Source organism: Exiguobacterium artemiae (genome assembly GCF_033342815.1).
GTDB lineage: Bacteria > Bacillota > Bacilli > Exiguobacteriales > Exiguobacteriaceae > Exiguobacterium_A > Exiguobacterium_A artemiae_A.
Genome location: NZ_JAWPEN010000020.1, coordinates 30683 through 53470 on the forward strand (window position 1 = coordinate 30683; position 22788 = coordinate 53470).

21 protein-coding genes and 1 riboswitch are annotated in these 22788 nt (G+C 48.8%); of the genes, 18 read left to right on the forward strand and 3 right to left on the reverse strand.

All coding sequences use genetic code 11. The features are described 5' to 3' along the window. Positions 1–41 precede the first annotated feature (41 nt). Positions 42–974 carry a glutaminase A gene (gene glsA, locus R7V76_RS14895; RefSeq protein ID WP_290829584.1) on the forward strand — a complete coding sequence of 311 codons (933 nt, stop codon included), beginning with the start codon at positions 42–44 and terminating at the stop codon, positions 972–974. Here glsA and R7V76_RS14900 read toward each other — a convergent pair. After that, positions 971–1753 (reverse strand): CHAD domain-containing protein, encoded by a 783-nt coding sequence (locus tag R7V76_RS14900; RefSeq protein WP_318093977.1) that lies wholly within the window; start codon positions 1751–1753, stop codon positions 971–973. The two genes, glsA and R7V76_RS14900, sit on opposite strands and share 4 nt — an antisense overlap. Positions 1754–1849: 96 nt before the next feature. Between R7V76_RS14900 and R7V76_RS14905 the strand changes: the two genes are divergently transcribed. The 5 genes from R7V76_RS14905 (at position 1850) to R7V76_RS14925 (ending at position 9146) form a co-directional block, all read left to right on the forward strand. After that, positions 1850–3205, forward strand: coding sequence for an MATE family efflux transporter (locus R7V76_RS14905; RefSeq protein ID WP_318093980.1), 1356 nt, complete (start codon positions 1850–1852; stop codon positions 3203–3205). After that, entirely contained in the window at positions 3202–5760 is a 2559-nt protein-coding gene (gene mprF / locus R7V76_RS14910; protein ID WP_318093982.1) for a bifunctional lysylphosphatidylglycerol flippase/synthetase MprF, read from the forward strand. Before R7V76_RS14905 ends, mprF begins: the two co-directional genes overlap by 4 nt. A gap of 148 nt (positions 5761–5908) precedes the next feature. Further along, positions 5909–7054 (forward strand): N-acetylglucosamine-6-phosphate deacetylase, encoded by a 1146-nt coding sequence (gene nagA, locus R7V76_RS14915; RefSeq protein WP_318093983.1) that lies wholly within the window; start codon positions 5909–5911, stop codon positions 7052–7054. A gap of 6 nt (positions 7055–7060) precedes the next feature. After that, the gene (gene nagB / locus R7V76_RS14920; RefSeq protein WP_318093985.1) at positions 7061–7819 is read left to right on the forward strand and encodes a glucosamine-6-phosphate deaminase; all 759 of its coding nucleotides are present in this window, start codon (positions 7061–7063) and stop codon (positions 7817–7819) included. A 256-nt stretch (positions 7820–8075) separates the two neighbouring features. Beyond that, positions 8076–9146: an LCP family protein gene (locus R7V76_RS14925; protein ID WP_318093986.1), complete on the forward strand. Its 1071-nt coding sequence runs from the start codon at positions 8076–8078 to the stop codon at positions 9144–9146. Positions 9147–9261: 115 nt separating this feature from the next. On the opposite strand, the gene phnF is transcribed toward R7V76_RS14925, so the two are convergent. Continuing rightward, the gene (phnF, locus tag R7V76_RS14930; RefSeq protein ID WP_318093988.1) at positions 9262–9996 is read right to left on the reverse strand and encodes a phosphonate metabolism transcriptional regulator PhnF; all 735 of its coding nucleotides are present in this window, start codon (positions 9994–9996) and stop codon (positions 9262–9264) included. Positions 9997–10124: 128 nt separating this feature from the next. On the opposite strand from phnF, the gene R7V76_RS14935 reads away from it, so the two are divergent. The 12 genes from R7V76_RS14935 to lysA all read left to right on the forward strand — a co-directional run bounded on the left by R7V76_RS14935 (position 10125) and on the right by lysA (position 22641). After that, positions 10125–11276 (forward strand): alanyl-tRNA editing protein, encoded by a 1152-nt coding sequence (locus R7V76_RS14935; RefSeq protein ID WP_318093990.1) that lies wholly within the window; start codon positions 10125–10127, stop codon positions 11274–11276. Then, positions 11273–11701, forward strand: a complete 429-nt coding sequence (locus tag R7V76_RS14940; protein ID WP_318093992.1) for a GNAT family N-acetyltransferase — start codon at positions 11273–11275, stop codon at positions 11699–11701. Before R7V76_RS14935 ends, R7V76_RS14940 begins: the two co-directional genes overlap by 4 nt. Before the next feature lie 120 nt (positions 11702–11821). Then, positions 11822–13027, forward strand: coding sequence for an argininosuccinate synthase (locus R7V76_RS14945; RefSeq protein ID WP_114596934.1), 1206 nt, complete (start codon positions 11822–11824; stop codon positions 13025–13027). Next, positions 13024–14397 (forward strand): argininosuccinate lyase, encoded by a 1374-nt coding sequence (gene argH, locus R7V76_RS14950; RefSeq protein WP_318093994.1) that lies wholly within the window; start codon positions 13024–13026, stop codon positions 14395–14397. Before R7V76_RS14945 ends, argH begins: the two co-directional genes overlap by 4 nt. A 67-nt stretch (positions 14398–14464) precedes the next feature. Continuing rightward, a riboswitch (Lysine riboswitch) is annotated at positions 14465–14642 on the forward strand. A gap of 113 nt (positions 14643–14755) precedes the next feature. Beyond that, a complete protein-coding gene (locus R7V76_RS14955) occupies positions 14756–15955 on the forward strand; it encodes an aspartate kinase (protein WP_318093996.1) in 1200 nt (399 codons plus the stop codon). A gap of 12 nt (positions 15956–15967) precedes the next feature. Beyond that, positions 15968–16960 (forward strand): aspartate-semialdehyde dehydrogenase, encoded by a 993-nt coding sequence (locus tag R7V76_RS14960; protein WP_318093997.1) that lies wholly within the window; start codon positions 15968–15970, stop codon positions 16958–16960. A 20-nt stretch (positions 16961–16980) separates the two neighbouring features. Continuing rightward, on the forward strand, positions 16981–17862 hold the full coding sequence (gene dapA, locus R7V76_RS14965) for a 4-hydroxy-tetrahydrodipicolinate synthase (RefSeq protein ID WP_318093999.1): 882 nt from the start codon (positions 16981–16983) through the stop codon (positions 17860–17862). Beyond that, positions 17859–18605, forward strand: a complete 747-nt coding sequence (gene dapB / locus R7V76_RS14970; RefSeq protein ID WP_318094001.1) for a 4-hydroxy-tetrahydrodipicolinate reductase — start codon at positions 17859–17861, stop codon at positions 18603–18605. The genes dapA and dapB overlap by 4 nt, the downstream gene beginning before the upstream one ends. Continuing rightward, positions 18592–19299, forward strand: a complete 708-nt coding sequence (dapD, locus tag R7V76_RS14975; RefSeq protein ID WP_318094003.1) for a 2,3,4,5-tetrahydropyridine-2,6-dicarboxylate N-acetyltransferase — start codon at positions 18592–18594, stop codon at positions 19297–19299. Before dapB ends, dapD begins: the two co-directional genes overlap by 14 nt. A 25-nt stretch (positions 19300–19324) precedes the next feature. Continuing rightward, positions 19325–20257 (forward strand): branched-chain amino acid transaminase, encoded by a 933-nt coding sequence (locus R7V76_RS14980; RefSeq protein WP_131504474.1) that lies wholly within the window; start codon positions 19325–19327, stop codon positions 20255–20257. Continuing rightward, positions 20257–21315 carry an alanine racemase gene (alr, locus tag R7V76_RS14985; protein WP_318094007.1) on the forward strand — a complete coding sequence of 353 codons (1059 nt, stop codon included), beginning with the start codon at positions 20257–20259 and terminating at the stop codon, positions 21313–21315. Before R7V76_RS14980 ends, alr begins: the two co-directional genes overlap by 1 nt. A 12-nt stretch (positions 21316–21327) precedes the next feature. Further along, a complete protein-coding gene (lysA, locus tag R7V76_RS14990) occupies positions 21328–22641 on the forward strand; it encodes a diaminopimelate decarboxylase (RefSeq protein WP_318094009.1) in 1314 nt (437 codons plus the stop codon). Positions 22642–22710: 69 nt separating this feature from the next. Here lysA and R7V76_RS16690 read toward each other — a convergent pair. Next, positions 22711–22788, reverse strand: a 78-nt coding sequence (locus R7V76_RS16690) for an IS3 family transposase (protein WP_369076250.1), incomplete at its 5' end; no start/stop codon positions are given.

Consider the following 22788-nt stretch of genomic DNA (forward strand, 5'->3'; position numbering starts at 1 on the left):
AGCATGATAAGCTAATGAAAACGACAGGAAGAGGGACTCCGATGAACGTAACGCAACAACAACTAGAAGAGTTAATCGCTGAATGCCGCCCCTATACCGTCCTCGGGCAGGTGGCGAGTTATATACCGGAACTGGCAAAGTCGGAACCGACCCAACTCGGAATCGCCGTGTGTAATGCAGACGGCAGTTTTGTATCCGCGGGAGACGCCGAAACGATGTTCACCTTACAAAGTGTTTCAAAAATCATCACATTGGCGTTTGTCCTCGAGACGTTTGGAGAAGACTACGTGTTCTCAAAAGTCGGGATGGAACCGACTGGGGACGCCTTCAATTCGATTGCGAAGCTAGAAGAGACGATTCCGACAAAACCGCTTAATCCGATGATCAATGCCGGAGCCCTCGCGGTGACGAGCATGTTACCGGGAGAAAATGCAGTTGATAAGCTGAACCGGTTACGTCAATTCATTGCGGATTTACTTGATATCGATCTCGATATGGTCAAATATGATGCGGAAGTCGCGAAATCCGAATTCGAGACGACCGACTTAAACCGGGCTCTGCTTTACTTCATGCGGTATCATGGAGTCATCGAAGGGAACGTCGAAGAAATCATCGATGTCTACACAAAACAATGTGCAATTTTGACCAACTGTAAAGGACTCGCGATGATGGGGAAAATCTTGAGTCAATCCGGAAAAACCCCATCCGGGAATCAAGTCATCTCCCGCCGGAATGCACGGATCATCCGGGCGATCATGACGACGTGCGGCATGTACGATGCGTCCGGTGAATTTTCGGTCCAGGTCGGCTTACCCGGAAAAAGCGGGGTCTCGGGTGCGATCGTTGCCTGTGGCCGCAGTGATTTCGACATGGCGGACCTTGGAATCGGTATCTTCGGACCGGCGCTTGACTTGAAAGGAAACTCGATTGCCGGAACAAAGATGCTGGAGTTGCTTGTTCAGCGCCATCCTTAATCAAACGACAGCTGATCGAGCAGTTTCGAAAGCTTTTTCTCAAGTCGCGTGATTTCTTTTTGCTGTTGCGCCAGTTGTTCTTCCGGAACACTGAAGAGACGCCAGCGTTCAAGCCGGTTATACGTATCGTTGATATCGCCTAATTGGGTTTGAATCCGTTTTAACCGATCAACGGACGACTTTGGAAAATCGGTGTACGGTCGTAAATATTCGACTGTATACCGGTAAAATTTCGTTGCAAGCCGTAACTCATGCATCATTTGAATCCGCTTATTCCCTTCCTTATGCTGAACTTTTTCATAGTGGAGTTTCTTTTTATCAAATCGTTTTTCGGCTGTCTGGAGAAGATGTTGTTCATCGATCCGTTTTAATTGTTTCGTCAACCGACCGGCTAAAAAACGGCGGACGGAACGGTCGAGTTCGTCGGAAATCAACAGGTGCATCGTTTCCAGTAACGTTGCCCGCTTGCCTTGCAGCTGCAAGGCAAGATGTTCTGCGAATAATTGTTCGATCGGCGAGTCGACCGATTGTTGGCTGAGTTGGACATCAAGATCCCGCACTTGACCGAATGCAGCCATCAAACGTTTCCAGATGAGATAGATCGGTTCCTCGGTTTGATCAACCAGTTTCGCGAACGTAATGAGTTTACGCAACCGGATCCGGGCCTGGTGGACATTTTCCGGGTTTTTAAATGTTTGGGCTTCCTTGGCATAATGATTAAACGTCGACCAGGTCTCGAGTAATTCAAAAGTTAAATTTTCCGCATCACGATGATTCAAATGAATCCCTCCTTAAATAATTTACGTAGAACAAAGTGCAAACTTGAATGCTTCAATAAAAATAGGGTGCAGGTTGCCCTGGAATGTGGTGGAACAATGTTAGAGACAACTACGCTATCGGGAAAGATTCAACAGTTCATGAAGATTTTCTTTCCGATTCTGGTCACACAGGTAGCGTTTTACTTAATTAGTTTTTTTGATACGGTCATGGCCGGACGATACGGGTCGGCTGATTTAGCGGGCGTCGGCGTCGGAGCCAGTCTGTGGGCACCGGTTTATACAGGATTGACGGGTATTTTATTAGCCGTGGCGCCGCTTGTGTCCCAAGCAATGGGAGCAAGAAAAGAGCGGGAAGTGAAGCGGATCGTGATTCAGGCATTGTATGTGTCCGTCGTCATTATCGTCTTGACGATTCTGCTCGGACTGGTGCTCGTGAATCCGATTTTGAACCAAATGGAATTATCAGATCAGGCACGTCATGTTGCCCGCATCTATCTCGTCATGTTAGGTTTTGGCATCATTCCGATGTTCGTCTTTTTTGTCCTGCGTACCTTAATTGATTCGTTAGGAAAGTCGAACATCACGATGACGTTATTATTATTCTCTTTACCCATTAATGTTGCTTTCAATTATCTGTTTATCTTCGGAAAGTTCGGTTTCCCGGAACTCGGTGGAATCGGAGCCGGTGTGGCGACAGCCATCACCTACTGGATTTTATGTATCGCGGTTGTTGGTGTTGTCTTGAAAGGTGAACTGTTTCAACGACTCGGGATTCTCCGTCGTTTTTATAAACCGGATGTAACAAGAATCAAAGAATTGGTCTTGCTCGGTGCGCCGATCGGCTTAGCGATCTTTTCGGAAGTCAGTATCTTTTCAGCTGTAACTTTGCTGCTTGGCGCCTACGGCGATGTCGTCATAGGAGCTTATCAGGCAGCGATCAACTTTGCATCATTCGTCTATATGATTCCGCTCTCGGCTGCATCAGCCCTGACGATCACGGTCGGATTCGAAATGGGTGCCAAACGAGTCAAGGACGCCGTTCAATACGTGTGGATCGGCTTATTGCTCTGTCTCGTCGTCTCGCTATTTTCAGGGATATTACTGTACGTTCAAAATGAACGGATTGCGGCACTTTACAGCAACGATCCAGCAGTTATCAAAATGGCAGCTCATTTCATGATTTTAGCGATTTTCTTTCAATTGTCCGATGCGGTCGCAGCACCCACTCAAGGGGCGCTTCGGGGATTTAAGGATGTCAACGTCACATTTATTTTGACGATTACCGCGTACTGGGTCATCGGACTGCCACTCGGATTTTATTTTGAGCGGTTTACGGAACTTGGGCCAGACGGATATTGGTGGGGCTTGATCATCGGACTCGCCGTCGGAGCCAGTCTTCTCTTGCTCCGCCTGATGCATCTTGTCAGAAAATCAAAGGAGGTCGTGAAATGAGATTCAATAAACAACGTTTGTTGACAATGGCGAAAATCATTTTGCCGATTATCTTGATTGCGTTCATTTTTTATCAAGGACAAAACGAATTAAGAAGTCTATCGTTAAAAGAATCGATTCGGGCGATTCAGCAGATTCCGTCCTGGAAATTCATTTTATTGATTGTCTCGGGACTTGCAGCGGTCGCAACGATGTTCTTTTATGATTTCTTCTTATTGCGTTCGCTTCAAGTGAAGGTTCCACTCGGGCTGATTTTCCGGGCATCTTGGATTGCCAACTCGTTTAACGGGATTATCGGTTTCGGAGGACTTGCCGGAATGGGCGTCAGAACAGCCCTCTATCGACCGTTCGTCGAAGGAACCCGGTTATTAAAAGCCATCGGTTGGATGGCTCCGACACTGATCAGCGGATTATCGATTTTATCGGCATTATCTTTATTAAATGTCTTTCCTGCTTTTGAAGTGTTGGATTTAAAGAAATGGTTATGGCCGGTCATCATCGGTGTTGCCTTTTTCTTCCCGGTCTATCTTCTGTTTACCTTCCGGCGCGGAAGCAGCAGTATCCGTCCGTCGTCGATCGCCCTCTATTCGCTTGTATCGCTTGCGGAATGGTTCAGTGCTGGAGTCGTCGTTTATTTTATTCTTGCAGCCCTCGGAACGGATGTCAGTTTTTCTAAAGTCATCGGCGTTTTCATCATCGCCGCAACCGCCGGATTGATTTCGATGGTGCCGGGTGGATTCGGTTCGTTTGACTTGGTCTTTTTGATTGGCATGCAGGGCGCCGGTGTCGAAGAAGGGATCGTCCTTACCGGATTGCTGATTTATCGTCTGGTGTATTATTTGATTCCATTCGTGATCGGTGTCATTTTCTCGGCACGTGAGTTCAGCGGTCCGGTCGTCAAAATGATTGAGGATAAACCGATTGTCGGTCCGTCGGTTGAGGTCGGCGGCGTCATTTGGCGGCTTCAGTTACGTTTTTTAAGTAAAGTACGACATTTTACATTGGCCTTGATTACGTTACTCGCCGGCATCGCGATTTGGGGTCTGGCGATTCTGCCGCCTAATTCGACACAGTATGAATATTTGGAAGCCCGTCTGCCGCATGAATTGCTGCTGCTTGCAAACAGTTTCTTTTTGATGGCCGGTTTGTTGTATGTATTGCTTGCTCCGTCTCTGTACCGACGGACGAAACGTTCACTGTATATGATTTATGGTGTTTCGGCTTTTGCTTTAATCGGGATGGCCCTCCGCGGATTTAACTTGATTTCCTTGTCTGTCGTGTTGATCGTGTTGATTTTAGTAACGATGTCACGCAGTGCCTTTCATCGCGAACGGACACTGATCACGACGACTCGACTAATCCGGGCCGGTTTTGCCGGTTTTTTATACATCGGCGGCTTCATCTTCTTCGGATATGCGTTTTATACACTCGGTTCGGCTGACGGAACAAAGGTCTATCCTGCGCATGAGATCTTCATGTTTGCCGCGAGTGCTTCGATTTTTGCACTTGTCTACACACTCGTCTTCATTCGTTTATTCAATACATTTAATCATCCGGTCCTGGGTGAAAAGTTAGATTTGCAAAAAGTTAAGGATGTCTTGACAGAAGAGGGGGGAAATTATTTAAGTCACCTGGCTTTTCTCGGCGATAAACGCTTTTTCTTCTCCGAGTCCGGGCGTTCATTTATTCAGTTCAGTCAGACTGGAAACCGGATTATGATGCTGGGTGACCCGAGCGGAAATCCGGAAGAGCATTCCCAGTTGATTGCCTGTTTCTTACGGCGTGTTGAGGATTTAGGGTATATCCCGAACATCTATCAGATTCAGGCACAAAATATGTCGTTGTATCATGATTTTGGTTTTAATTTCTTTAAGCTTGGCGAGGAAGCAATCGTCGACATGACGACCTTTACCGTTTCCGGGAAAAAGCGGGCCGGCTTACGTTCTATTAAAAATCGTTTCGAACGGGAAGGCATGACGTTTGAAGTCGTGTCACCTCCGTTCAGTGAAGCGTTGTTGCATCAATTACGTGACGTCTCGGATGAATGGCTGGGAGGGAAATCAGAAAAAGGATTTTCATTAGGTTATTTCAACGAGTCGTATTTGAATCAAGCGCCGATCGGTATCATGCGTGATGCCAATCAGCAGATGCTTGGATTCATGACGTTCATGCCGGCGTATCAAGAAGGGGTTCTCTCGATTGATTTAATGCGTTTTCGTCCGGATGGTCCGAACGGGATCATGGATGCCATGTTTATCCGTTTGTTTGACTATGCGACCGAGCAAGGCTACCACACCTTTAATATGGGAATGGCTCCACTCTCGTCCGTTGGTGAGGACGAAACCTCATTTTGGCAGGAGCGCGTGGCAGCGGATGTGTTCAATAACATCCGGTATATGTACAGCTTTACAGGACTGAGACGATACAAGGAAAAATACGATCCGAAATGGGAAGGACGTTACCTCGCCTACCGTAAACGTCAATCACTGACGATTGCGATCTTAAAAGCGACACGTCTGATTTCGAAGAAAAAAGACCGGATTTTATTGCCGTGACTAAAGAAGATTCCGGACGAGACGCCGGAATCTTCTTTTTCATAGTTAGTTAAATGTATAAAGGTCTATACAACTAGAATGAACAGCAGTATACTAAAAGGGAAGATAGATTACTTGCCGGAATTTACACGAGAAAGGAAGTCACAAGATGCCAACCATGATTCATGCTGAAATTTATACGGGACAGACCGTTATTCACGATGGATTCATCCGTTTTGAGGAGACCATCCAGGAAATCGGGCCGATGTCAGCTTACACAGCGCGCGACGAAGCAGTCATTAATCTTGAGGGAAAACGATTGATTCCGGGAATGATTGATGTTCATATCCATGGTGGATACGACGTCGATACGATGGATGCAAGTGCGGAAGCGCTGTGCCGATTGAGTGAATCCATGCTCTCGGAAGGTGTCACGTCCTTTTTTGCGACGACGATCACCCAAGACTGGAATCAGATTACGCGGGCCCTGGAAGTCGCGCGCGATGTCATCGACTCCCGGCAGACGACGATTGAAGGGATTCACCTGGAAGGACCGTTCATCAATCCGGATTATGCCGGAGCACAACCACTTGAATATATCGTCGAACCCGATGCAGACCAGTTTTTAAAATGGCAACAGGCATCCGGAAATCAGATCAAACTTGTCACGTACGCTCCGGAACGATCGGGTGCCCGTGATTTTGAAGCGGCTGTTCGAGAGACGGGAGCGATTCCATCTGCCGGACATACCGATGCGACATTTGATCAAAATCATTCAGGTAATGTTACCCACGGGACGCATCTTTATAATCAAATGCGTGCTTTGCATCACCGGGAACCGGGCACCGTCGGATATTGTCTCCTCGAACGATCGGTATACGCGGAAATCATTCCGGACGGGATCCACAGTTCGAAAGAGATGGTCGAATTCGCTTACCGGATGAAGGGACCAGACCGTTTGACGGTCATCACCGATGCGATGCGGGCGAAGGGATTGTCGGACGGAGAATATGAACTCGGCGGACAGACGGTGCACGTCAAGGACGGAGCAGCGCGTCTCGAAAGCGGGAACTTAGCCGGCAGTGTCTTGACGATGGATCAGGCGCTACGCAATATCATCAGCTTTACCGGCTGTTCACTCGAACAAGCCGTCCAGATGACTTCGATTAATCAGGCAGAGGAATTCGGCTTAACACATAAAGGACGACTCGAGCAGGGCAAGGATGCCGATTTTGTCGTATTGACAGCAGACATGGAAGTGGAGCAAACCGTTCACCGCGGGAAAGTGCACCAATTTACAAACGGAAAGGGGTAACGACTGATGAAATGGATGATTGTAGAAAAAGCGGCAGAATTGGCAAATGTTTCGTATCAACTGCTCAAACAGGAGATTGTAAGACACCCGGAAGGATTAACGATCGGACTTGCGACCGGCAGTTCTCCGCTCGGTGTTTATGAAGAATGGCGCAAGGATCAAGTGGATTGCCGGCATGTGACGACCGTCAATTTGGACGAATACGTCGGACTCAGTCCGGATCATCCGCACAGTTATCATACGTTCATGCAGGAGCATTTGTTTGATGCGGTCGACTTTAAAGAATCGTATGTGCCGATCGGAAACACGGTGGATCCAAGTGAAGAGAGTGACCGGTATGAAGCGCTTGTCCGGAAGTTAGGCATCGATATTCAGTTGCTCGGGATCGGTTCGAACGGTCATATTGCGTTTAATGAACCGGGCACCCCTTTTGATGCCAAAACCCACGTGACTAAGCTGACCGAGTCGACCCGACAGGCCAATCAGCGTTTTTTTGATCGGTTGGAAGATGTACCGACAGAAGCGATCACGATGGGAATCGGAACGATCATGGAAGCGAAAAAGATTTTGTTGGTAGCTTCAAGCGAACGGAAAGCGGAGGCGATTCGCGATATGATGGAAGGTCCGGCGACGACGGCATGCCCGGCGACGATTTTACAGCGGCACGCCGATGTGATGGTCGTTCTTGATGAAGAAGCGGCAAGCTTGTTGTCGGACGAAGCGAAACGCACGGGCCGAGCTGCCTATACCAACTTCATGAAATGAAACAACAACTCGTCTTTGATGAGACCGGACTGCTTTAGACCGGTCTTCTCAAGAGGCGGGTTTTTATGTTGTGAACGGTGAGCCGTCCGATTGTAAAAATAGTGAAATCACATCATCTTAATCGAAACGTAAATTGACATTTTAATAAAAGTCGGGATAATGGAGAATAGTGAACTTTACAGAAAATTTACATGAAAATGAGGGCTTACAGATGCAGACGAGATCAGCAAGAAAGAGGCAACCGAGTGCTGGCAAGATGTTCATCAAAGTGATCGCTGCCTTGTTATTACTTTTGACCGTTATCGGTTCCGGTTATGCGGGAGCGGTTTTCATAAAAACACAGGAAACGCTGGCGAGAACACAAATCAACATTCCAGGTTCGAAAGTCAGTTCGAAATATGATGATGTGCCGTCCGAATCTTTTTTGATTTTAGGAACGGATGAGACGAAAGCGAGTAAAGAACGCAAGGAGCCGGCGCGGTCGGATGTCATGATTGTAGGTGTCTTGAATAAAAAGACCGAGCAATTGGTCCTGACCAGTATTCCCCGGGATTCACTCGTCAATATTGATTACTCCAAGTATGATGTGCCGTACGGGAAAACGGGTGTCGAGCAGGACAAGATCACCCATGCGCATTATTTTGGTTCGATGGACAAATCGAGTTCTTACAACGGCATCAAACTCGCCCGTGAGACGACGGAAAATCTGCTCGGCATTGAAATCAATCATGTCGTTAAAGTTAATTTCCAAGGATTCGTTCAGTTGATCGATGCGCTGGATGGAGTTGATATCGACGTCCGTTATGCGTTCAAAGAACAGGATTCAGCGCGTAAAGCAGGAACGATTACCGTTCCGAAAGGTATGCAACATTTGACGGGGGAACAAGCACTCGCTTATGTCCGAAATCGCCATGATGATCCACTCGGTGATATCGGCCGGGGACAAAAGCAGATGCAAGTCATTCAAGCTGTTGCGAAAGAAGCCGCAAGCTTCCGTTCGCTTGGTGCGTACCGTGATATCTTAGACGCTGTCGGGGACAACGTTGAGACGAACTTAGGTCCAAACGATTATCTCCGGTTAGCTGACTTTACGACAGCTTTACGGAATACGACGGAATACCAGCTCGCAGGTGAAGGATACATCGGTATCAGCGGGAAATGGGAATACCATCTGGACCCGAATCAGCTTGACCGGGTGAAAGCCAACCTGGCCAAGGCAATGCAAGGACAAGAAGTGTCACCGATAAAAGAAGAGACAGGGACACCGGGAACAACGGATTCGACAACAACAGATGATTCGACGACAGTCGAACAACCCGTTCAGTAATGCTAACTGGATATTAAAAAGCACACGTTTCAGATACTTTCTTGAAAAGTATCCTGAGACATGTGCTTTTTTTTTCGGAAAGGAAGAGGAGTCCTCCTCTGTATTCAAATCAGCATCAGCGTTGCCGTTCCATTTCGACCGTAAACGTATACCGGTCGCCGCGATACGCGGAAATGACATATTCAAACGGTTGATCGGTGGCAAGGAAAGTCAGCTGTTCGACGGACAAAACAGGTGAACTGACCGACAAACCGAGATGTTGTGCTTCTTCTTTTGTCGCAAGACGTGATTCGAAAGTCTGACTGGCGCGACCCAGATTGAGTCCACTGGCTTCAGCAAAGGCATAAAGGGACGTAATGGCGACATCCTGGTTCAAACCCGGCAACAGCTGTTCCGGGATATAAACAGTTTCGAGCGCAAGCGATTGTTCGTTCGCGATGCGTAGCCGTTTTAATTCATAGATTTTGGCTCCTTCACGAATCCCGAGTTTATTCGCAATCGTCATTTCGGCAGCAATCGTTTGATAAGACAGCAGTTCACTCGCCGGTTCCAAACCAAGATGTTCCATCTCTTCGGAAAAACTGGTTAATCCGGACAGTTGCATGACGATTTTTTTATTGGCGACGAATGTGCCGCGTCCTTTTTGACGAATGAGATAACCAGCGTTAACAAGATTCGAGATGGCTTGACGGACAGTCATCCGGCTGATTTGATGGGCTTCGGCAAACTCGCGTTCCGAGGGGATTAAATCGCCGGGTTGTAACAGACCCTCCTCGATTTGTTGCTTCAAGGCAGCCTCGATTTGGTAGTAGATTGGAAGTGGTGAATTTTTATTGATATGCTGAATCACGGCATTTCGTCCCTTCGCGGTCGATAGTCTTTCATCTAGTGTACTAGGAAATGAAGATGTCGACAAACGATTGTAAGTGATTTGTGTCATAATAGAAGCAAATTCAGTGCGGAAAAGGTGGAATGAAGATGCGTTCAGAGCAAATTTATCCGGACGTCCGGACCTTCGAATCAATCGTGACAGGTACGAAGGAAGAACAAGGTTACTGGGTAAAATTAGAACAAAGCTACTTTTACCCGGAGAGCGGGGGACAGCCTGCGGATCGGGGAACACTCAACGGGATTCCTGTCCTCGATGTCCAGCTTCAAGAAGGGGAGGTCTGGCACCTGCTCGACAGTCCGCTTCTTGAAAACGAAGTGCAGGGTGAAGTCGATGATGTCATTCGAACGGATCATGCGGCGCAACATACAGCACAACACGTTATTTCCGCAATTCTTCAAGACGAATTTCAAATCAAGACAGTCAGTTTCCGGACCGGCACAGAAGAATCGACGCTTGATCTCGATCTCGGTGCCTGGGACGAGACGCTTCAAAGTCGCTTGGAGGAACGGTTACGGACGGTAATTCAAGCAAACCTCTTGATTACAGCGACGGAATATACAGAAGAAGAAGCCTTGCAGTTACCGTTACGAAAAACACCACAAGTCACAGGAAAGATTCGGGTCGTCCAAATCGGTGAACTGGATTACAGTGCCTGTGGGGGAACACATCTCGCCTCAACGACGGAACTGGAAATGATTTTATTCACGGGACTTGAAAAGGTTCGCGGGAATATTCGTTTAGCGTACGTTGCAAAAGACCGGGCGTTTCGATTACTGACGACCGAACGGCGTGTCCTGGCAGAAACCGCACGTGCAGTATCAGCTAAAAAAGATCAGGTCCATCTCGTCGTGGAGGAACTGAAGCAGGAACAAGTCCGTCTGAACCGTCAAATCGGACAGGCGGAAGATCTGCATGTCAAAACGGTCTTAAAACAGTTGCTCGCAACGGATGAACCGGTTCTCACCGTTCGGCATGATCAAGAGGATGTCCGTTTCTCGGAAAAACTGTTGAAAGCCCTGGCTGAAGCAGGACGGACAGGATTCGTCTGGAACGAAAATGCCAAAAAATTATTCATGTGCAGCGCCGGATCCATTCATCTCGGAAAATTTGCCAAAACCCATTTAAAGCAGTTTAATGGACGGGGCGGTGGAAGTGAAAACAATGCCCAGGCAGTATTCCAAACGTATGAAGAGGCACAAGCTTATGCAGAAGCATTAAAGGAGGAATTACATACATGACAGTGATTCAAGTGAAAACAGCCGAACAACAACAAGCGGTCCGAATGATCCGGGAACGGGTTTTCGTCGAGGAACAAGGCGTTCCAAGCCATTTGGAATATGATACGCATGATGAAACAGCGATTCACTTGCTTGTCCTCGATGAGATGAATCGTCCGGTTGCGACGGGGCGGACCCGTCCGTACGATGAGCAACGGATGAAGGTCGAACGCGTCGCGACCCTTGCTGCGACAAGAGGAAAAGGATACGGCGGCGAGCTGATGCAGGCGATGGAGCGGATTGCCCGCCGGGAAGGCCGGACGATTTTAACGCTCGGTGCCCAAGTACAGGCCATTCCGTTTTATCAAGGGCTTGGTTATGCGATTGTTTCCGATGAATTTGATGATGCGGGCATTCCGCACCGGACGATGGAGAAAAAAATTTAATGCATATTTTTTGAGAAATCCTGAAAAAAGGGTTTCTTTTTTTGAAAGTCTATGTATATATATAATTCATAGTGAATTTTTATACAGACAGATACAGTCGAATTCAAGGAGGAAATAAGAATGACAAAACAAAAATTGATTTTAGCGTATTCGGGTGGATTGGATACTTCAGTCGCCATCAAATGGTTAAGCAAGGACTATGACGTCGTCGCATTGTGCATGGATGTCGGCGAAGGAAAAGATTTGTCGGTCATCAAAGAAAAAGCGTTACTCGTCGGTGCGATCGAATCGATTGTCCTTGATGTCAAAGACGAATTCGCAAATGACTTTGTTTTGCCGGCCCTCCAATACGGTGCGCATTACGAAGGTGCGTATCCATTGATTTCCGCTTTATCCCGTCCGTTGATTGCTGAAAAACTGGTCGAAGTGGCGCATGCCCACGGTGCCACAGCAGTCGCCCACGGATGTACCGGAAAAGGAAACGACCAAGTCCGGTTCGAAGTTTCGGTTGCTGCTCTTGATCCGTCACTCGAAGTCATCGCACCGGTTCGTGAATGGAAATGGTCACGTGAAGAAGAAATCGCTTATGCAAAAGAAAACAACGTTCCGATTCCAATCAATCTCGACAGCCCGTATTCAATCGACATGAACTTATGGGGACGCAGTAACGAATGTGGTGTCCTTGAAAATCCATGGACAGAGCCGCCGCAAGATGCATACGCTTTGACGGTCGCACCGGAAGACGCACCGGATCAAGCGGAAGAAGTCATCATCGGTTTTGAAGCAGGTGTTCCGGTTTCGATTAACGGGACAGCGTATCCGCTGGCGAAACTGATTACAGAACTGAATATCATTGCCGGTGCACATGGTGTCGGACGGATTGACCATGTCGAAAACCGTTTGGTCGGCATCAAGTCACGTGAAGTGTATGAGTGCCCGGGTGCGACAGTCTTACTCAAAGCTCACGCAGCACTTGAAACGATCACATTGACGAAAGACGTTGCCCACTTTAAACCAATTCTCAGCAAACAATATGCAGAAACGATTTACAACGGATTGTTCCATGCACCGCTGACAAAAGGCCTTAAAGCGTTCTTGACGGCAACGCAACAGGACGTGACCGGGGAAGTCCGTGTCAAACTGTATAAAGGGAACGCAACCGTCACAGGACGTCAGTCAGCGGTTTCGCTCTACGACGAGAAACTCGCGACGTATACAAAAGAAGATGCCTTTGATCACGAAGCAGCGAAAGGATTCATCAAATTGCACGGTCTTGCGATTGCGACACATGCCAGTGTTCATCGTCAGGAAGGCGTGAAAAAATGACGAAACTATGGGGCGGACGTTTTACGGAAAGTGCTTCCGCTCAAGCGGAGGCCTTCGGAGCATCGATTTCGTTTGATCAGAAATTAGCAGCCGTTGATTTACAGGGGAGTCTTGCACACGCGCAGATGTTATATGAACAGGGAATTCTTGAAAAGACCGAGTGGGAACAAATCGAAGCCGGCCTTAAACAGTTGCAAACGACACTCGAGCAACACGTCTATACGACAGTGGATGAAGACATCCACATGAATCTCGAGCGGTTACTGACGGAACAGATTGGTCCGGTCGCCGGTAAGCTGCATACAGCCCGCAGTCGAAATGACCAGGTCGCGACTGATCTCCACCTTTGGATGGAACAGCATGTTCTTGAACTTCTGACCAGTATCCGCAACCTGCAATCCGTCATTACGGAACAGGCCGAGCAACATGTGGAGACGGTCATGCCGGGCTACACCCATCTGCAACGGGCGCAGCCGATTTCACTCGCGCATCATCTGCTCGCTTATTTTTGGATGTTTGAACGGGATGCCGATCGATTGACCGATAACCTGAAACGGATTCGGATGTCGCCGCTCGGTGCCGGGGCACTGGCGGGAACAACTTTCCCGATTGACCGGTTCAAGTCGGCCGAGTTACTTGGGTTTGAACAAGTCTATCCGAACAGTTTGGACGCGGTCTCGGACCGGGATTTCGTCATCGAATATCTCGGAATCGCTTCGACGGTCATGATGCACTTGTCTCGTTTTTGCGAAGAAATCATCATCTGGGCGTCACAGGAGTTTTCATTTATCGAGTTATCTGATGCTTTTTCAACGGGATCGAGCATGATGCCCCAGAAAAAGAATCCGGATTTCGCGGAACTGATCCGCGGTAAAACAGGTCGTGTCTACGGAAATCTGATGGGTTTCCTGACGACGATGAAAGCTTTACCGCTCGCGTATAATAAAGACATGCAGGAAGATAAGGAAGGTGTCTTTGACACCGCTGATACTGTATTACAATCCGTTCAAATTTTTACAGGCATGATCGAATCGGCTACGTTTAAGACAGAAGCGCTCAAGAAGGCGACGATGCAAGACTTCTCGAATGCAACGGAACTGGCGGATTATCTGGTCACAAAAGGGATTCCGTTCCGGGAAGCACATGAAATCGTCGGAAAAGCCGTCTTACATTGTGTCCAAAGCGGCTGTTTCTTAAAAGATTTGACGCTGTCCACGTATCAGACGTTCCATCCGGTCATTGCAGAAGATGTTTATCCGTTGCTCGATCCGGTTCAGGCGGTCGCACGACGGGGAAGTTACGGCGGAACCGGTTTTACGGCCGTCCGGGATCAACTTGTATTAGCGAAGAAGCAACTTGAAAAAATATAAAATTCAAAAAAAGTTTGGCAAATCACTGGATTTAACAAAAAATGTTTGCTATAACTGTAACTAACAACCGACAGATAGAGGCGCGGATGACATCAGTAGCAACACTTATCAAGGCAAGCATGCCAAGTGATGTGAAAGGGGAAATCCGCCGAAGTGAACAAGAAAATGCTTTTTCTTGATTGCTGGTACAACGGTTAAGATCCGTTGTACTGCCGAAACCCACGTTTCGGAGCGCTATCTTACGTAAAAGAACGTATGACACTGTCATCGTTTGTCCGATCGTGATAACGACGGGCCGTAGGAACGCTCCTACCGGCCCGTCGTTTTTTTCTGTTTCGGGACAAAAGGAGATAGGATTGTGACAACTGTACTTAAATTTGGTGGTAGTTCGGTTGCGACTGTCGAACAGATTCAGTCAATTGCGAATTATTTGAAGAATCGGACGGAACAAGGTGAAAAATTAGTCGTCGTCGTATCGGCAATGGGGAAAATGACGGATTCATTGATTGCCCAGGCACAGGCTATTACAGACCGTCCGGAACGACGCGAACTGGACCGGCTGCTTGCAATCGGTGAAGAACAGACGATTTCATTACTCAGCATCGCCCTGAACTCGCTTGGGATAAAAGCCTTGTCGCAGACAGGGGCCCAGGCAGGTATCAGCACGATGGGACTCCACACGAAAAGTAAAATTAAACAGATTGACGGCGAATTGCTCCGGAAAAAACTGGAGACATACGACGTTATCATCGTCGCCGGTTTCCAGGGCGTCAATGAGCTCGGGGATGTCACGACACTCGGTCGCGGCGGATCGGATACGACAGCCGTCGCCTTGGCTGCGGTTCTTGATAAACGATGTGAAATTTATACGGACGTTGACGGTGTTTACACCGCTGATCCACGGATTCATGCAGCGGCACAACCGATTCCACATATTTCATACGATGAGATGATGGAAATGAGTGCGCTCGGCTCAAAAGTCATGGAGATGCGCAGTGTCGAACTCGGTAAAAAATACGGCGTCCACATCTTCGTCGGAAAAACATTAGAATCGGAAAGAGGGACTTGGATCATGGAGGCAACGGAAACGATGGAACAAAAAGCGGTCACGAGCGTCAGTGTAACGAAAAACGTGTTGACGGTGTCAATCAAGCATGTACCGCAGACGAACTCGGCGGTCGCGGATATCTTTGAACTGTTATCAGGGCGTCACGTCAACATCGATATGATCAGTCAGACGACGTTTGACAGCGACATCTTCCTTTCCTTCTCTTGTCCGCTGGATGAAGAAGAATTTTTGGAAGAAGCGCTGCAGGATATCATCAATCGTTTCCCGACGGTCAAAGTCGACCGTCACAACCAGCATGCCAAGTTATCAGTCGTCGGAATCGGGATGCGGGACGCAACCGGTGTCGCTTCGAAATTGTTTGCGACGTTCCGCGCGGAAAACATTACGTTTTATCAAGTCACGACATCAGAAATCAGCATTTCATATACGATTGCACAGGCCGATATCGAACGGACCGTCGCAGCAATCGCCAATGCGTTTGACCTGTAAGGAGGAAACCATATGTATCATGTAGCAGTCATTGGCGCAACAGGCGCCGTTGGACAAAAAATGTTGCAAGTCCTGGCGGAACTCGACTTTCCGGTTCGTCAAATTTCAGCTTACGCTTCAGCTCGTTCTGCCGGGAAAACCGTTCGGTTCAAAGGGCAAGACGTCACGATTCAAGCATTATCGGAACAGATTACGGAAGACGGGATTGATGTCGCACTGTTCGCAGCAGGCGGAACGATCAGTGAACAGTATGCTCCGTTACTCGCTGCAGCAGGAACACTCGTCGTCGACAACTCCAGTGCTTTCCGGATGCAGGCGGATATTCCGCTTGTCGTACCGGAAGTGAACCCGGAGGCAATCGGTCCGAACGATCGTTTGATCGCCAATCCGAACTGTTCAACGATTCAATCGGTCGTCGCCCTGGCCCCACTTCAACCATTCGGTTTGAAGCGCGTTAACTATACGACGTATCAGGCCGTATCCGGTTCCGGTCAAAAGGGGATCGAGGACTTAGCACGTGGCAGTCGCGGCGAAGAACCGGTCAACTATCCACACCCGATTCATGATAATATCCTGCCGCATATCGATGTGTTCTTACCGGACGGTTATACAAAAGAAGAACAGAAGATGATTGACGAAACACGGAAAATCTTCCGCTTACCGGAGTTACCGGTCAGTGCGACATGTGTCCGTGTCCCGGTCACGAATTCGCATTCCGTTGCCATCAACGTGACGTTTGAGCAGGAGACGACGGTCGAAGCGATCCGTGAAGCATTGCGTCAAGCACCCGGCGTCGTTCTGGTCGATGATGTCAGTCAAAATCAGTATCCGATGCCGCTTGATGCCAGTGGAACGGATGATGTATACGTCGGACGGATTCGACAGGATCAGAGTCTTGCGAACACCTTCCACATCTGGTGCGTCGCCGATAACATCCGTAAAGGGGCTGCTTCGAACGCCGTCCAAGTCGCGCGTCAAGCGCTTGAAAGTTCAATCCATTCGTAAGAAACGAGGAGGAATCCGATATGTTTAAAGGAGCAGGAACAGCACTCGCTACACCGTTTACCTCAACCGGTGAACTGGATTTAACCGTATTTGAACAACTGATCGAGCAACAACTCGCAGCAAACATTCAAGCGTTAGTCGTCGGAGGGACGACCGGTGAAGGGTCGACGTTGACGAATGCAGAGTTTGAGACGTTACTTGAAACGGCAGTCCGTGTGACAGCCGGCCGTGTCCCGGTTATTGCCGGAACCGGAACAAACAACACGGCACAGACGATTGAGAAAACACAGACGGCGGCTCGACTTGGTGCGGATGCAGCGATGCTGGTCACACCTTACTACAATAAGACGTCGCAAGCAGGACTCGTCGCCCATTTCACGGCGGTTGCAGATGCCGTCGATTTACCGATCATGCTGTACAATGTGCCATCACGAACGGGGGTTGCGATTTCGGTCGAAACAGCCGTGACGCTTGCGAAACATCCGAATATCCAAGCCTTTAAAGAAGCAAGCGGAGACGTCAGTTTCATGGGTGAATTGATGACGGCCTTACCAGCTGACTTTGCCGTCTTCTGCGGCAACGATGATCAAATTCTTCCTTATATGGCCTGGGGAGCACAAGGTGTGATTTCCGTCTTATCAAATCCATATCCGGCGGAAACACAGGCGCTTGCGGAAGCGTTACTTGCGGATGACTACGTGACGGCACGACAGATTCAAAGTGATTTGATGCCTGTCATCTCAGCGTTGTTCAGCGATGTCAATCCGATTCCCGTCAAAGCCGCACTCGAAGAAATCGGGATTGCTGTCGGGGCACCTCGTCTGCCGCTCGTCCGTCAGTCGGAAGCGGGACATGCCCATCTGCTTGAGACGATGCGCAGTTACAAAGGAGTGGTTGGATGAAACTCGCCATTCACGGTTACGGGGCAACGGGACATTACGTGCACGAACTGGCACCGGATGCTGTCGTCGCCGTCATCGACAAAACGAAAACGGCGGAACAGGTGCCGTCTTACGGGACGCTTGCCGAAATGACGGAGTCGGTCGATGCGATCATCGATTTTTCACATCCAAGTCTCTTACCGGACTTGCTTGCCTACGGTATCCGAACGAAGACATCACTCGTCATTGCGACAACCGGTTTTTCGGAAGCGGAACTGCAGACGATCCGCGAGGCGTCAACACAAATTCCGATTTTCCAATCGTATAACATGTCATTTGGAATCGCGATGATGCAACAGCTGTTAAAAACACTCGTTCCGCTCGCCGGAGCATTTGACATCGAATTGCTTGAGAAACACCATAATCAAAAAGTTGATGCACCAAGCGGGACGGCAGATCTGTTGCTCCGGACGATACAAGATCTGCGGGACGTCACACCCGTCTATGAACGGGAATCGACACGCGAGAAGCGGGAAGCAAACGAAATCGGGATGCACTCGATGCGAGGCGGAACGATTTTCGGTGAACATGAAGTGTTGTTCGCCGGTGTTGACGAATTGATTGAAATCAAGCATACGGCGCTGTCAAAGAAAGTCTTTGCTTCAGGTGCGATCAAGGCAGCAGAAGCACTCATCCAAAAATCAGCGGGACTCTATACACTGGAGACGCTTTACACACAGGAGGATTCACATGTTATTAACTGATGCTTTTGAAATTGCGAAATTCATTAAAGATGCTAAAAAACAAACACCGGTCAAACTGTACGTTAACGGAGACTTGACAGGACTGACGATTGAAGGGGCAACAGCTTTCGGAACCGATCAATCGAAAATTTTCTTCGCCGATGCAGGACTTGCGTCAACTTTCTTAGAAGAGAATGCAGACCGGATTACGGAAGTTCACGTCGAGTATGACCGCCGGAACAGTGCCGTACCGATGCTTGATACGCGCCATTTAAACGCACGGATCGAGCCGGGTTCATGGATTCGTGATCATGTCGTCATCGGTGACAATGCTGTCGTCATGATGGGTGCAATCATTAATATCGGTGCATCAATCGGAGATGGTACAATGATTGATATGAACGCCGTTGTCGGAGCACGTGGCACAATCGGGAAAAACGTTCATGTCGGCGCAGGCGCCGTGGTCGCAGGGGTTCTTGAACCGCCTTCAAAAACACCGGTCATCATTGAAGATGGTGTCCTAATCGGAGCGAATGCCGTGATTCTTGAAGGTGTCCGCGTCGGAAAAGATGCCGTCGTCGCAGCAGGCAGTGTCGTCACAGAAGACGTTCCTGCCGGCAGCGTAGTGGCTGGTACGCCAGCACGCGTCATCAAACAGAAAGATGCAAAAACAGCAGAGAAGACGCAACTAGTGGATGATTTACGTTCACTCTGATTGACGTCGAAGAGGAGGAAAACACATGGCAGTGGATACACAGTATGGAGAAGCAATTTGGTTAGACGGGGTTTTTCATGATCCTAAAGAAGCAAATACGAGCGTCATGTCCCATGCGATTCATTACGGAAGCGGATTCTTTGAAGGCATCCGTGCGTATGCGACACCGGATGGTCCGGCGATTTTCCAATTGACGGAACACATTGAACGTTTATTCCGCAGTTGTGCGTTCTATCACGTGACGATTCCTTATACAGTGGAAGAACTTGTCCAAGCGACGATTGATCTTGTCGCCAAAAACGGCTTTGAATCTTGTTACATCCGCCCGTTTGTTTTCCTCGGTACGCCGTGGCAGGCATTGATGGCAAAAGATACGACGGTACACGTCGGGATTTCTTGTTGGGAACTTGGTGAATACTTTGACAAAGGTGCCGGCATCCGGGCGAAAGTCGCTTCGTACCGTCGCGTATCGTCGACGATGATGCCGATGCAGGCAAAAGCTGCCGCCAACTACATGAACTCGCAACTCTTAAAAGGAGAAGCACTTCGCGACGGATTTGACGAGGCGATTGCTCTTGATATGAACGGGAACGTCAGTGAAGCAAGTGTTGCCAACTTGTTTATGTTGAAAAACGGTACCATCTACACGCCTTCACTCGATTGTTCAGTACTAGACGGGATCACACGCCAAGTCATCATGCGTTTGGCACAGGATCAAGGCTATCCGGTCGTCGAGCGTCACATCGGCCGTGATGAGTTATACGTTGCAGATGAAATCTTCTTAACAGGTACGGCTGCAGAAATCACAAGTGTCGGTGAAATTGATCATATCGTCATCAACGGCGGAACACGGGCTGTCGCAGATGAGTTACTCGATCTTTACCGTCAAGCAGTCTCGGGTCAACTGCCACAATATGCATCGTGGTTGACTTACGTGACACCAGCCATCGCAGAATAATGAGTTCACGAACTATTGTTACAATCGATCGGGAAGCGGTGCGGCACAATGTCGCATCGGTTTTCGCCCGGTCCAATAAGCAGATTTTTGCCGTGGTCAAAAACAATGCTTATAACTTAGGAATGATTGAGATGGTCGCCACATTGATGGAAGCCGGTGTCCGGCATTTCGCAGTGGCAGAAGTCTACGAAGCAATTGAAATCAAAACGAATTTTCCAGACAGTTATGTCCTGGCGATGAATCCGGCATCGCACTTCAAAGAAGTCCGGTTGCATGGAGTAGCGCTCGGAATTCCTTCGCTCGATTGGCTTCAACGTCATCAGGCGGATTTATCAGGAATTGAACTTCATCTAAAAATAAATGTCGGGATGAACCGTTTTGGTGTCAGTTCGCTGGAGGAAGCGCTAGCGGTGCTTGAAACCGTACAGGAGCAGGAGCTGATGTTAACAGGGCTCTACACGCACTTCCCGCTTGCCGATGAACCGGGAGCCGATCACGACGGTCAGGTTGAACGATTCCTTGAAATCGGAAATCCGTTACAGGCAAAACACACATTTACTTATATCCATGCCGAAAACAGTGCAACGATCGTCAAACATGATCCGCGTCTCGCCTGTTGCAATTACGTTCGGCCCGGTATATTCCTGTTCGGCTACTCACCAATCGAAAAAATGGATTGGCTCGTACCTTCGCTCCGGATGACGACGGAGGTTGTTGAAATTCGTGAAGTGGCAGCAGGGGAACACGTCGGTTACGGAACATCGTATACGGCACCGACAGCGATTCGTGTTGCGGTTCTGCCGGTTGGCTACGGGGACGGGGTTGTCCGCGGACGATCATCACTGCCGGTCATCATCAATAGAAAACGTTATCCAATCATCAGTAAGTTATTCATGAGCCATACGTTCATCGCCGTCGATTCGACGGTGGAGATCGGTGATAAAGTCGTGTTGTACGGAGATGGCATTGAAATCGATGACATCACCCGGACCGGGACAGCCAATAATTCGGAACAGATGTGTGCCCGTTCGTGGCGTTTGACACATCGTTATCTATAAGGGGGAAGCAAGATGTACGGAAGCCGCTATTTGACGGAACAAAACAATGAACTACAGATTGACGGGGTGGCAGCAACGGAGCTTGCCAAACAATACGGGACACCGCTTTATGTCATGGCAGAACGTGAACTGACGGACCGTCTGGTGACTGTACGCGACGCCTTTTTAGAGAAATATCCGAATACGTATGCTTCGTTTGCTTCTAAAGCCTTGACGATCGGTGCTGTATATCAGCAGGTCGTCAAGCACGGTCTCGGGATTGATGTCGTTACCGGCGGTGAACTGTTTATCGCCCGTAAAGCCGGTGTGCCGGCGGAACGGATCTATTTCCACGGTTCGAATAAATCGACGCAGGATTTACGGTATGCCGTCGAAGAAGGTGTCGGAAAAATCGTCATCGATCATTACGGGGAAATCGCTCAACTCAATCAGATTGCGGCGGATGCCTGTCAAACGGTTCAGGTCCTGATTCGGATCGTCCCGCAAGTCATCGGCGGGGCGCACACGAAAATTCAGACCGGCGGTGTCGATACGAAGTTTGGTTTCTCGACGCATGATGACTCGTATCTAGAAGCCGTCGAAGCCGTTTTAGCAGCGGAGCATTTAGTATTGCTCGGGATCCATTGTCACGTCGGCTCACAAATCCAAGAAATCGAACTTTTTGAACGGACAGCCCGGACGATGATGGGATTCGTCGAAACGATTCGCGAGCGGACCTCTTTCGTCGCAAGTGAAGTCAATCTCGGCGGCGGATTTGGAATTGCCTATACACAAGATGACCAGCCGCTTGATTTTGAACAAACGATGGAGCGGGTGATGGCGATCATCGATGAAGAAACGACGCGTCTTGCAATCGATCGTCCGCGGATCGGAATCGAGCCGGGGCGCTGGGTCGTCGCAAATGCCGGAACGACGCTTTACACGGTTGGTGCCATCAAAGAAGTGCAAGGTGTCCGGACATATCTGTCGGTTGACGGCGGAATGGCGGACAATATCCGGCCGGCACTGTACGGTGCCGTGTATGAGACTGTCATCGCGAACCGAATGGAAGGAAACAAGCGGCAGGTGACGGTTGTCGGTGCGGCTTGCGAATCAGGCGACCTGGTTGCCGAGTCCGCTGACTTAGCGGAACCTGTCGGCGGGGATACGCTGGCGGTCTTCGGGACTGGTGCTTATAACTATTCGATGGCAAGCAACTACAACCAATTTTTACGCCCGGCTGTCGTTTTTGTTAATCAAGGAGAATCGCGTGAAGTCGTCCGTCGCCAGACGTATGCCGATTTGATTCAATGTGATCTTGGTCTGGAAAATATCCCGTCTTCCTAAAAATAAAGTTATACGAAAAGCACCTTCTAGACTGACCTAGCGATATGAGACACATATAAAACACCTTGATTAGGCTGCCAGTACACCATATTTTATCGGTGTCAGGTAGCCTAATTTTTCTTGGATTCGTTCTTCGTTATAGTAATT